Origin of the sequence: Vibrio amylolyticus, from assembly GCF_023145695.1 — a bacterium.
Lineage (GTDB): Bacteria > Pseudomonadota > Gammaproteobacteria > Enterobacterales > Vibrionaceae > Vibrio > Vibrio amylolyticus.
This window is the reverse complement of the sequence record NZ_JAJHVV010000001.1, coordinates 69063-81340: the sequence shown is the minus strand read 5'-3', so window position 1 is coordinate 81340 and position 12278 is coordinate 69063. Positions and strand designations below refer to the sequence as shown.

General features: G+C 41.1%; 10 protein-coding genes and 1 riboswitch. Of the genes, 5 read left to right on the top strand and 5 right to left on the bottom strand.

Annotation, left to right across the window (positions count from 1 at the left end; all coding sequences use genetic code 11):
* Positions 1-210, bottom strand: a complete 210-nt coding sequence (locus tag KP803_RS00410; RefSeq protein WP_248006855.1) for a hypothetical protein — start codon at positions 208-210, stop codon at positions 1-3.
* Positions 211-348: 138 nt separating this feature from the next.
* Positions 349-1725, bottom strand: a complete 1377-nt coding sequence (locus KP803_RS00405) for an alanine/glycine:cation symporter family protein (RefSeq protein ID WP_248006854.1) — start codon at positions 1723-1725, stop codon at positions 349-351.
* Between the two features lie 117 nt (positions 1726-1842).
* Positions 1843-1955, bottom strand: a riboswitch (glycine riboswitch).
* A gap of 347 nt (positions 1956-2302) precedes the next feature.
* Between KP803_RS00405 and KP803_RS00400 the strand changes: the two genes are divergently transcribed.
* The 3 genes from KP803_RS00400 to KP803_RS00390 all read left to right on the top strand — a co-directional run bounded on the left by KP803_RS00400 (position 2303) and on the right by KP803_RS00390 (position 5356).
* Positions 2303-2461 (top strand): hypothetical protein, encoded by a 159-nt coding sequence (locus tag KP803_RS00400; protein WP_248006853.1) that lies wholly within the window; start codon positions 2303-2305, stop codon positions 2459-2461.
* An 88-nt stretch (positions 2462-2549) separates the two neighbouring features.
* Positions 2550-3290, top strand: coding sequence for a chromosome partitioning protein ParA (locus KP803_RS00395; protein ID WP_248006852.1), 741 nt, complete (start codon positions 2550-2552; stop codon positions 3288-3290).
* A gap of 299 nt (positions 3291-3589) precedes the next feature.
* Positions 3590-5356 (top strand): putative bifunctional diguanylate cyclase/phosphodiesterase, encoded by a 1767-nt coding sequence (locus KP803_RS00390; RefSeq protein WP_248006851.1) that lies wholly within the window; start codon positions 3590-3592, stop codon positions 5354-5356.
* Between the two features lie 6 nt (positions 5357-5362).
* Here KP803_RS00390 and KP803_RS00385 read toward each other — a convergent pair whose 3' ends face one another.
* A complete protein-coding gene (locus KP803_RS00385) occupies positions 5363-7324 on the bottom strand; it encodes an ATP-binding protein (RefSeq protein WP_248006850.1) in 1962 nt (653 codons plus the stop codon).
* 128 nt (positions 7325-7452) lie between these two features.
* Here KP803_RS00385 and KP803_RS00380 point away from each other — a divergent pair, with 128 nt between their 5' ends.
* Positions 7453-8208, top strand: coding sequence for a substrate-binding periplasmic protein (locus KP803_RS00380; RefSeq protein ID WP_248006849.1), 756 nt, complete (start codon positions 7453-7455; stop codon positions 8206-8208).
* Positions 8209-8303: 95 nt separating this feature from the next.
* Here KP803_RS00380 and ribA read toward each other — a convergent pair whose 3' ends face one another.
* The gene (gene ribA / locus KP803_RS00375) at positions 8304-9356 is read right to left on the bottom strand and encodes a GTP cyclohydrolase II (protein ID WP_248006848.1); all 1053 of its coding nucleotides are present in this window, start codon (positions 9354-9356) and stop codon (positions 8304-8306) included.
* 271 nt (positions 9357-9627) lie between these two features.
* Complete coding sequence (locus tag KP803_RS00370) at positions 9628-10734, bottom strand: M20/M25/M40 family metallo-hydrolase (RefSeq protein ID WP_248006847.1); 1107 nt, start codon at positions 10732-10734, stop codon at positions 9628-9630.
* 459 nt (positions 10735-11193) lie between these two features.
* On the opposite strand from KP803_RS00370, the gene hppD reads away from it, so the two are divergent.
* Positions 11194-12276: a 4-hydroxyphenylpyruvate dioxygenase gene (gene hppD, locus KP803_RS00365; protein WP_248006846.1), complete on the top strand. Its 1083-nt coding sequence runs from the start codon at positions 11194-11196 to the stop codon at positions 12274-12276.
* Positions 12277-12278: the final 2 nt, after the last annotated feature.

Below are 12278 nucleotides of genomic sequence, written 5' to 3'. Positions count from 1 at the left end.
CTACCTAGTGAGCCACTTCAGAGTAAGAATCACCACGAGCCAACTGATTAATAGTGAAAGGGTTAGCGCTGCGACAGAGAATCCAATATCGGCGACGATTGGCCATGAAATCAGGATGAACACCAAAAACAAGAGCAATATTCTAAGCGCAGTATTACTGTGCAGGTTTGTCAGCATACCAAGTACCTCTCTAGGTCTATGGCTGAACATCTATAGTCTTTAGCATAGGACAATTTTTGCTGATGATTGGCACGATTCATTGTTTCATAGAGACTAAAAAAGGCAAGCGATTGAATACGCTTGCCTTTTGGTTTAGTCACCTAAATAAGTAAACGATACCTAAATGGGCTAACCCGTTACTTCAGTTTTGATGGGTTGAAGTGCAGCGCCTGAAAAGTATCGCTTGGTCTCTTCAATAACAACATGTCGAAGTGCGATTAAGCCGATTAGGTTTGGTATTGCCATTAAACCGTTGACAATGTCAGCGATGATCCAAATAAGATCCAGGTGTAAAAATGCACCTGAAGCGACTAGGCCGATGAAGATGATTTTGTAAGGCAGTACGGCTTTAGTACCTAGTAGGAAAACCACACAACGTTCACCGTAGTAGTTCCAACCTAGAATAGTCGTAAAGGCAAAGAACATAAGCCCAACAGACACTAGCATTGGGCCTAGCGTGTCTGAACTTAGCCCTTGAGCAAACGCATGTGTAGTCATTGCGGCACCGGAGAAATCACTTTGCCACGCACCGGTCAAAATAAGCGCAAGCCCTGTCATGGTGCAGATAATGATGGTGTCAAAAAACGTCCCGGTCATCGAGATTAAGCCTTGTTTTACACATGAATCTGTTTTCGCGGCAGCAGCAGCCATCGGTGCGCTACCTAACCCTGATTCATTCGAGAAAACACCACGTGCAATCCCTGATTGAATGGCGAGCATGATGCTAGCCCCCAAGAAACCGCCACTTGCTGCGGTAGGCGTAAAGGCTGAAGTAATAACAAGTGCGAACGCATCATAAAGTTTGTCGGCATTGATAATGATGACGCTAGCACAAGTGACCACATAGAAAACGGCCATGACCGGAACGACTTTACCTGCGACTTTCGCGATAGATTGAATGCCACCTAAGGTTACGCAAGCAACGAGAATCGTTAGTATAGGAGCGGAAATCTCACGAGAAACACCAAAAGAAATTTCGCTAGCGTCTAAAATGGCGTTTACTTGAGGGAAAGTTCCGATACCAAAACAGGCAACACCAAGTGCGGAAATCGCAAACATGATGGCTAACGCTTTGGAACCGACACCATATTGCAAGTAATACATTGGTCCACCGATCATTTGGCCATTGTCATCTACTTTTCGGTATTTTACGGCAAGTAAACACTCAGCATACTTGGTCGCCATTCCAAAGACAGCCACAAGCCACATCCAGAAAAGAGCACCGGGACCACCTAGCTTGATTGCAGTCGCCACACCAACAATATTACCGGTACCGATAGTGGCAGAGAGGGCAGTACATAGCGCAGCAAAACTTGATACGTCTCCCTTGCTCGATGAGCTTTTGTCTTTCGTGAAAACAAGCTTAAGCGCAGTAGGCAGGTGTCTAAATTGGAGTAATCCTAAGCTGAAAGTGAAGTAAATACCGGTTCCAACTAATAAAATGAGTAAAGGTGGGCCCCAGACGAAGCTGTTGATTGATTGTAATGCAGATTGAATATGGTTCATTATTTCCCCTTAAAAAAACAAAATATAAGGAGAAGAGGGAAAGGGCGTGCAGATCGAGCGATACATCACACAAGAGTCTAACCATAATACTGATTAGAAATTCTATACGTTGGTTCTTTCCACTCCTCTGTCCTTTTGCCTGAGAGTTTCACTCTGATATGTACAGAGCTTGCTCCTTCGGCGACCGATTTCTACAGCAAAGTAGTACGGTTCTCTCCAGAGGTTCCTCCAACAACAGTCCACGCTTTTCTAATTTTCATTAGTACAAAGCACCTGAAAGATTTACTTCTTCGGTGGGTAATACTAACCATGTGTTAATGAATGGTTAATTTACCGCTCTCCTGCAGTCTTCATCGGAACAATTACCCAAATGGATAATTTGCGAAGGCGATGTTACTGAAAATGAATTGCAATGTCACCTATGTAATATCTGTTTGCACAATTATTCCTCAGTTGGGCGTTTAGGTGTCCAATCTAGTCTCAATCTCTTTGCAAAATAGGTTAAAATAGAGTGACATGCTGAGCCTCTGTATAAAGAACAATCTGTTCGAAAAGAGGCGTTGACGAGGAAAAGGGAATGACAAGGTTAGTAGCGATTGTTTTTATTTCTGCATTAGCATTTCTATTAATTCGGTATCGAACTAATGAAAAGATACAAAAAGGCATTGTCGTGACATTAGTGGTGAGCTTTTTGATTTATACTGCGTCAATCATGATCGCAGAGCTGGCGCGATAAATGCTTTAATTTAGGCCAGTGCTTTAATTTTATGACTGTATTGTCGCGTTAGACGTGGATATATAGGTATGGTCTTCAGGAGAAAGATTTGAACAAGCAAAATGATACTGAACAATTTGAAGGTGATGATGTTGTCGTCGTTGAAGAGCGAGATAAACGAACCTATACCTATATTATTATTGCTTGTTTACTTGGGCTTGCTTTAGGTGGGCTTATTGGCTCAGCGACGACGGCAAAGAAATGGGAAGAGACCTATCATCAACTTGAAGCGCAGTACCAGCAGCTTTTAAAAGATAAGAAACAGCTGGTTATCAGAGTTGAAGAGAAAGTGGCTAAGGTTGATGAGCAGTTAGCTGAGAAATTGGAAACAGAGTTGACCGAGCAAAAAGAGCAATACAAGCAAGATATTGAGAAACTTGAAGAGTTGGTCGCTGAGTTAGAAAAAGTGAACCTTTCGTTAGAGTCTCAAGTTGCTACTCAAGTCGAGACAATTGCTAATGCTGATAGCCAAAACAGCCGCTTAAATCGTCAAGCAGACATGCAAGCAACGATGTTTGAGCGATCACGAGAGTTATTCCAAAAAGAGCTTCGAATTCAACAAGAAGTTGAGAATCTAGAAAAAGAGAAAGAGCAGTTACTGTCTATTATTGAATCATTAAAAGTACAATGCGATACCTATTTGGAAGGAACATCTTGGGATGCGAAATCGGACTCTTGTGATAGGCAAGATGAAGCAAACTCACGCTTAAGTCAGATTAACCAGATGCTTCAAGTGCACCGTATGGATCTTAAGCAAATTGAAGCGTTATCAGATGAACTAGGTCTTTAGCTTTAGGGCTGAAAGTTGTAATCAATAGACGTTTAAGAGGTGGCCTTACAGTAGTAAGGTCATTTTTTTGTGTAGAAGGTTCACGGTGAAATGTGTGTATCGCATCTAAGTTTTTCATTTTCTTATTAATAACCACTATTCTTACTCTTTCCTAACCTATACTTTTAGTTATTGATAGCTGATATAATTGGAATGATGTACGGTTTGTTGTAGCATGCCGTTTATGGCATGATTGAAAACGACATCATATAACCAACAATATAACCAACAGCTATAAGTTTGATGAGGGGGGGAGTGGTTTGGCAAACGTACAGCGTATATGTTCACGTGTGTTTAGTATTGACCGAGCTATTCAGCTAGCCTTTGTTTTCGCTATTGCTGTTGTTACTCGTACATTGTTCGTTGAGCATGACGTTGCTCGTTGGGTCTATTTACTCTTCCCAGTTTTAATGTTTGTTGCTTACTTATCAAAGAACCGAAAGGTCAAGGTTGTCAGCGCGATAGGATCGTTGGCATTAATACTTGTTGGTGGGCTAATTGAGCCCCTAGAGCTAGACGCCATTGAAGAGAGTTTTATTCTCTTACCTCTTTGCTACATTGTTATTTTCCCTGGCTCCCTCTGGCCGATTGCATCCTCGTTGTTAATTATCCTAAGTTATCTTCATCATCTTCCTGCTGAAGAGTTTGAAGAGTTTATTGAAGATGCTATTGAGATCTTCTTGATTACTTCATTCGCGACAGTCATGACTTACTATCAGGTGCGATTACGTTATCAAATGCTGCGTTATAAAAAAGACAGTTTGACGGATTTGTTGACGGGATTACCTAATCGCAAAGCCTTCTTTAATGATCTAAAGGATATTGAGACAAGACCTGATATTGACTATGCATTATTTCATATCGATCTAGATGGTTTTAAATCGGTCAATGATAGCTTAGGGCACAGTCAGGGGGATAAATTACTAAAGGCATTCGCGCAGCGGGTATCTGGCCTACTGTATGATTTTAATGATTTGTATCGCTTAGGAGGCGATGAGTTTGCCATCATTGTACAAGGTCAAAATGATCTAGGTGATCGAATCAGTGATACAGAGCATCAATTAAGGAATAAGTACACGCCAAGATTTATGATCGATGCCATCCCTTATAAGCTCGGCTATAGCATTGGTGTTGCATTACTCGAAGATGCAATGCGAGATACGGATTTATGGTGTAAAAATGCAGATATCGCTGTGAATAAAGCAAAGCTTCAAGGAAAGAATTGTATTCAATGGTACGACGCTGACATGCTCGATGAGACCATTAGAGAGCACCAGATTGAAAAAGAACTCAGCCGAGCAACTGAAGAGAAGCAATTTGTGCTTGTTTATCAGCCGAAGGTAGAGTGCGACAGTAATAAGGTTATTGGTGCGGAAGCTCTGATTCGATGGATTCACCCTGAGCTAGGCATAATCTCTCCATTAAGCTTTATTCCTATTGCTGAAAAAAGTACCTTAATTATTCCAATTGGACGCTGGGTTATACGAGCGGCGTGTATCCAAGCTAAAGAGTGGTTGGATTCAGGCCATCGTTTATCGGTGTCGGTGAATGTTTCAACGGTTCAGTTTGTTCATGATGACGTTTATAAAGTGGTTTCGTCAGAACTTGAGGGCGCAGGCTTACCCGCTGAGTTACTCGAGATAGAAATAACGGAAACAGCGTTAATGACTCAACCTGAGCGTGTTATCTCTACGTGTGAAAAATTAAGAAAGCTTGGGGTGAAAGTCGCTATTGATGATTTTGGTGTGGCTTATTCATCTTTAAATTACTTAAAACAATTGCCGATCGATATATTGAAAATAGATAAGTCATTTATAGACGATTGTGTCACGCAACACACCGATCGTATGTTGGTGAGAACCATTATTCAAATGGGCCACAACTTAGGTAAAGTTGTTGTTGCTGAAGGTGTTGAAGACCAAGAGCAACTTGCACTATTGAAAGAAGAGCATTGCGATATCTATCAAGGGTACTTGTATTCAAAGCCACTGTATCAGGACGAGTTTAATCTCCAATACATCAACTAGTTTTGGTCAATGTTCTTTATGCTGTTTCTGCGGGGCTTGTTTCTCTTTTTCTAAGTCAGGTAAGTACTTAGACAATACGTGGAAGAGATGGGTTGGCGTAACGGGCTTAGAAATAAAATCGTTCATTCCAGCATCGTAGCACTTTTGTCGGTCTTCACTAATCACATTGGCAGTGAGTGCGACGATAGCAACGTCTTTTGACCAGTTACACTGTTTTCTAATTTTCGCTGTCGCTTCATAACCGTCCATTTCTGGCATATGGCAATCCATTAAAATAAGTGAGTACTCCTGTTCATGACACATATTGAGCGCTTCTAGTCCATTATTAGCAATATCAACACTGAGCCCAATGTTCATTAGCATGACTTTTATAACCTGTTGATTGACCACTGTATCTTCTACAAATAACACTTTCTTTAGTGGCTTGCTTAACTCACCAATGTTTATTGTATTAGGGGTTATCGTCAATGAATCATCCGAGGTTGAATTCGGAAAGTCACAGACATTTGGCACGCTGTTAGTACTAGGTGCAATGGTTTGTGTTGAGACGTTGAGTGGGAGCTCAAAGAAAAACTGGCTTCCGAGTTCAGGCTCACTAATTACCTGTAAGTCTCCCTTCATAAGATGAACAATGTTTTTACTAATGGCTAGTCCTAAACCAGTACCACCAAACTTTCGAGTAGTGCTGCCATCTGCTTGTTGAAATTTGTCAAAAATATCGGTTAACTTATTTTTTTCAATACCAATACCCGTATCTTTAACCATGAAACTTATGGTTACCTGATCTACTTTGCGCTTAATCAGCTTTACATCTAAATGAACAGATCCTTTCGGAGTGAACTTAATTGCATTGCTTAACAAGTTATTGATGACTTGTGTCAGACGTACAGAATCTCCTTCAAGAACTGGTGGTATAGATTGATCGATATGGCAATCAAACATTAAACCTGCTTGTTTTGCTTTAATACTATAGATATCAGCTTGCTGTTTTATTAATAAGTTTAGATTTAATGGCCTAGTTTCAATGGTGAAATGACCAGCTTCTATTTTGGAAAAGTCTAAAATATCGTTGATAATATTGAGAAGGTTCCTAGAAGAAGTATCAAGGACACTCAGGTACTCTTTTTGTTGTGGGCTAGTGGTGAGATCCTGCATTAGAGCCGATATACCGATAATTCCATTCATCGGAGTGCGAATTTCGTGGCTCATATTAGCTAAAAATTCGCTTTTCTTCTGATTCGCAATTTCGGCTTTTTTCTTTGATTTCACTAACTGATGATAATTAAGATCTAAGTGATCGATACAAGCGTTGTAGTTTTTGGACAATTCTCCGACTTCATCATTAAATAGTCGTTCTTTCTCTTCAATCCGGCTCGGTAAGGGGCCATTATTAAAGTCGGCCATTGCAGTACTGATCTTTTTTAGAGGGCGGACGACAAGTTTGAGTGCAATGAATAAGATGCAAGTGACGATGAGAAAAGCCTCAACGGCTTTCATCACTAGTAGTAAGATGAAACTATCGGTCAATTGTGCATAGATTGGAGCCAGTGACGTTTGAATGTGAAGCGTACCTAGATGGTACGTTTTTGAACCTAGTTTATAATTTAAATCCCACTTTGTATCAATAAAATCGCCGGTGACGTTATTGCCAAGCTCCAATATGGTTTCTATTTCTTCACCTTCGACAGGCTGAACACCAATGATATTGATGTAACTAACACTTGGGTGTTTAAGAAGCCCTGTTGCCAGTACCGAGAGTTGTTCTCGATCTTCCACCCATAGGCTGGAGCTGAAACTGGACAGGTTTGTTTCTTCAAGTAATTGGATATCTGCGTTTAGTTCCTGCAGTTCACTTTTAAAGGAGAGGTAGGAATGTATGGTTGTATTAATTAAAGCCAAAACAATGCTCACCAAAATGGTGTACATAACTAATTGTTTATCAATACCTAGATGACGTTTGTTCTTCAAAGCCCACCTCTTTTTAATCACGTGCATAAGAAAGTTGTTTGTATGCGAAAGGGTGCTAGTTTTAAAGATAGTCCTTATCAGGGAATAGTAAATAGGATGAATGTAGAGTTTATCGAAAAGGAGTCATTATGAAGTCCGTATTATGTTTTATTTCAGTACTTTATTTCAGTGCGAGTTTGGCATTTGCTGCCCAACCGGTGAACTATTATGTCATTGCAGAGCAAGCCCAACCATTTCAGATTGAAGACAAAGCAAACGAGCATTCTGGAATTGTCACCGATATTGTAAAAGCGATATTTGAGCAATCAGAACATGAAATTACCTACCATACTTATCCGTTCAATCGGATGATCTCTGTGCTTGAGGCTGGTGGAGAGAAGAACTGGATTACGTATGGAAGCCCAAACTGGGGGAGTGTTCAGGCTGAAAATCTTTCAGATATTCCTATTTATACAGTGAAACATGCCATTGTCATGAGCAGTATGAACCCTGTTAATTTTGTGGGCATGCACTCGATAGCTAACAAGGGCGTTGTTCTATTACGTGGTTTTGATTATGCAGAACTACAACCTTACATTGATGAGGGAGCGGTTAACGAAGTTCGTGTTAAAGATTATCAAGCGGCGTTTCGTGTGGTTAAGAGAACACCGGGTGAGATGGCGTTTATAGAAATGGAATCACGAGTTAAATATAACCTTGATAAACTGGGTCTAGATTCCGCTAAGTTTGATATTCAACCTTTTAGTAATGTCATCGCCGATTATCCTATTTATCTGGCGTTTTCATCTGAAATGGATCCAGAGCTTCAAGCGTTCATTAATCAACGCTTGACGACACTAAAAGAAGAGGGGAAGTTAGAGAGTATTATCTCTAAGTACATTTGATTCTTGAAAGTGAGTGGTAGATAACTAGATCAGAAACACCTTCTCTTTATCCGCAAACTGGCAGCTAAAAGGAAGGTGTTATACGTTTTCGTCCGCTATTTAATAAAGGTAGCATCAAACATGTGCCCAAGTTTCTCGGCTTTGGTTTTTAAATAGTGGTGGTTATGTGGGTTATTTCCCTCTTGCAGTGCCACACGTTCAACGACGGTAATATTTGCCCCTTCCAAAGCTTTCACTTTTCTTGGGTTATTGGTCATTAGCCTTACCGAAGTAATACCAAAGTACCCGAGCATCCCCTGACAGAACGCATAATTCCGCATATCCGCAGCAAAACCCAGGCGTTCGTTCGCCTGCACGGTATCAGCCCCTTCATCTTGTAGGTGGTAAGCTCTGACTTTATTAGACAGACCAATCCCTCGACCTTCTTGGCGTAAATAGAGCAACACCCCAGCGCCTTCGTTAACGATGTTTTGTAGAGCACGTGAAAGTTGGAATCCACAGTCACAGCGAGCGCTGAACAGAGCATCCCCAGTTAAGCACTCTGAATGGAGACGAATGAGTGGGGAGCTCACTTTATGAATATCACCGTAAACCAGTGCTAAGTGCTCTTTTTGTGTGCTGTGCTCAATGAACGCGTGCATCTTAAATTCGCCCCACTGAGTAGGGAGTTTAGCGGCGTCGATAAAGGTAACGAGATTAAAGGGCGGTTGATTGTTTAGCTCGCTACGAACGTTCATTAATATACGGCCAAGTTCGTTACTTCCACGCCCATCGCCACCATCTCCCCAAAAATCATCTTTATGAGAGTGCTCTTTCAATTCGGTTTCGCCGGTATTGACGAGATGAAAAGCGAGCTGAGTATGCTGAGTAAATTTTTGTTGAACGATGTACTCCATCACGGACACGCGACTCTCAAGCCAATCGTCTCTGACTTCGTCTTGATACTTGCGGCTCAACTGGAATGCAATGTCAGGTGTTTCTGCTAAGCGTAGCTCTTCTTGTCGCTCTTTAGATTGAAACTTTTGCGCTTGGTAATAATGTTCGCTTGAAGGCCAACTTACTCCCGCAACGTCGATGTTGACCGGAAAGAAGTTTGAGAGAAAACCGTTAGAATCGAACGGTTCGTAAAATAAGATAGGTGTGCCCATAATTTAGCTCCTGACGTATTTACTCATGATGCAAAGACTCACGATTAATGGGTGTAATGACACTCACTGAAATCACATGACTATGCATCGACATTAGTAAGGCTAGTTAGGGTAATTGGGTTCGTCAAACCCAAGTAGGGCGGGCTTTGAGAGGTGTTATGCAACTTTGTTAGTAATGATGTAAAAAATCCGACAGTTAACTGTCGGATTTTTAATCGGTTATCTTAGTTCCAATTTGCGGCAATTAAGATAATAAAATTATCAATAATTTTTATGCAGTCAGGTAGTGTTTCATGAATCGAGTGATGTTAACTAAATCTTCAACAGTGATGAACTCTTCTGTTGTATGAACTTTTGCCATACCAGTAGATAGGTTAACAGTTGTTAGACCTTTCTCATTGAAGTTGTTTGCATCACTACCACCACCAGTCGGTTGTGTTTGAGGCTCTAACCCTAATGCCTCAAAAGAGTGTTTGATAGAAATGATGTGTGGGTGATCTTCAGCGATAACGTAAGCGTTATAAGCACGTTGAGAGTCTAGTTCCATCTCAGCGCCATGGTGATCAACAGCCGCTTGGAAGGTTTCAACCATATGATTGACTTGTTTTGCTAGTTTATCAGCGTTTAATGAGCGAGCTTCTGCAACAACGCGAAGTTCAGGCATAACGATGTTCGTTGCTTGTCCACCTTCAACGATACCGATGTTCGACGTTGTTTCTTCATCGATACGTAGTAGGTTCATTTTAGTGATGGCTTCTGCAGCTACCCCAATAGCGCTGATGCCTTCTTCCGGAGCTAAACCTGCGTGTGCTGGTCGACCTTTGATGGTGAAAGCCATCGATTGCTGACCAGGTGCGCGATTAATGATCGTACCGATAGGGCCGCCTGAATCTAGCACAATCGCTTTATCTGATTGTATGTAAGACATGTCGAAATTTTTAGAACCTTGTAGGCCACCTTCTTCATGCACAGTGAACGCAATTTCGATTGTTTTGTGTTCTTCATTTTCTGCTTGAATACAGCGAACGGCTTCCATGATTGCCGCGATACCAGATTTGTCATCGCCGCCTAGAATCGTGTCACCCTTAGAGCGAATTACGCCGTCTTCGATGATTGGTTCAATACTGTTACCAGGTGCAACGGTATCCATGTGACAACTTAATACAACGCTATCTTCCAACTTGCCTTCCAAGCGAGCATAAAGGTTGAAGCCGTTAGAGATCTCTTCTGAAACAGGTAACTTATGGACTGTGAAACCGAGCTCACCTAGTTGCTCTGCCAAAGTTTGTGCGATTTCTAGCTCGAAGCGAGATTCACTATCGATTTTGATGAGTTGGCAGAAGTGTTCAACCAGTCTTTCTTGGTTAATTTGAGTCATTGTAATACCTCGTAGGGAACAGGAGGTGGTTACCTTATCCTTGAAGCACGTCGAATAACACTGAGGTAAATCAATAAAAGTTCCTAATGATTAGATAGTAATCATTAATAGCTGTGCTTATTGTGGGTTGTAAATAAATTGTTGCAAAGCGCTTGTGTGAATATAAGTTTTTACACTTGGTTTTGAAAGCGCTGACTACGTATGTTCTGTCCTATAGTTTATATTAGCCCTTTAATTTCATATGTTTATTTTGTTATTGTGCTTTTCTTATAGAAAAAATTTAGCTGTCCAAAATTTGCTGTAACATTTTGATTACATGTTGTGTGGTGTGCTCAAGCGTTGGTTATTTTTGTAAGAAATTTCATTTTTATGTGTGTTTCATCTTAAGTTACTAAAAGCACGTAGGTTATTGGTTCATTCCCTTAATTGATAAAACTGAAATAACGCAAGGAGCGACGCATGATTGATAAGAATAATCCATTAGGTACAGATGGGTTTGAGTTTGTTGAATACACAGCGGCGGATCAAGAAGGTATAGAAAACTTAAAACTGTTATTTAGTTCGTTAGGTTTTGCTGAAATAGCTAAGCATCGTTCGAAAGAAGCGTGGCTGTACCGCCAAGGAGACATCAGTTTTATCGTTAATGCCGAGCCGCATAGCCAAGCTGAAGCGTTTGCTAAAATTCACGGCCCATCCGTGTGCGGTATGGCGTTTCGAGTACATGACGCAGCGAAGGCGCTTGAACATGCGACGAAAAATGGTGGCGAAGAGTATAAGACGGAAATAGGGCCAATGGAGCTAAGCATCCCTGCTATTTACGGCATTGGTCATAGCTTATTGTATTTCGTTGATCGCTATGGAAGCCAGAGCATCTACGACGTCGATTTCGTTTTTTACCCACATATGGAACAGCGATTAAAAGAGAAAGATGTCGGCTTGTATGAAATCGACCATTTAACCCATAACGTGATGCAAGGAAAAATGGACGTTTGGTCGGGATTTTATGAGCGTATCGGCAACTTTAAAGAGATTCGATACTTTGATATTGAAGGTAAGCTTACTGGGCTAACTAGCCGAGCGATGACTGCGCCTTGTGGGAAAATTCGAATCCCTATTAATCAATCTTCCGATGACAAATCTCAGATTGAAGAGTATTTGAAAGAATACAAAGGGGAAGGCATTCAACATATAGCGTTAACCACTGATGACATTTATGAGACCGTGAGAACACTGCGTTCACAAGGTATGGACTTTATGCCAACGCCAGATACCTACTACGATAGAGTCAATGATCGAGTCGTCGGGCATGGTGAAGATCTTGATAAGTTGAGATCACTTAAAGTGCTGATCGATGGCGCTCCCGAAAAAGATGGCATCTTGCTGCAAATATTTACCCAAACGGTGATTGGACCTGTTTTCTTTGAAATCATTCAACGTAAGGGCAATGAAGGGTTTGGAGAAGGGAACTTCAAAGCGCTGTTTGAATCGATTGAGGAAGATCAGATTCGACGCGGTGTTCTAAATACTGAAGACGTGAAGTAAGA

Coding starts and splice junctions, on each gene's coding strand:
- KP803_RS00380 (WP_248006849.1), top strand. CDS start 7,453: ATGAAGTCCGTATTATGTTTTATTTCAGTACTTTATTTCAGTGCGAGT.
- KP803_RS00410 (WP_248006855.1), bottom strand. CDS start 210: ATGTTCAGCCATAGACCTAGAGAGGTACTTGGTATGCTGACAAACCTG.
- KP803_RS00405 (WP_248006854.1), bottom strand. CDS start 1,725: ATGAACCATATTCAATCTGCATTACAATCAATCAACAGCTTCGTCTGG.
- KP803_RS00370 (WP_248006847.1), bottom strand. CDS start 10,734: ATGACTCAAATTAACCAAGAAAGACTGGTTGAACACTTCTGCCAACTC.
- hppD (WP_248006846.1), top strand. CDS start 11,194: ATGATTGATAAGAATAATCCATTAGGTACAGATGGGTTTGAGTTTGTT.
- ribA (WP_248006848.1), bottom strand. CDS start 9,356: ATGGGCACACCTATCTTATTTTACGAACCGTTCGATTCTAACGGTTTT.
- KP803_RS00400 (WP_248006853.1), top strand. CDS start 2,303: ATGACAAGGTTAGTAGCGATTGTTTTTATTTCTGCATTAGCATTTCTA.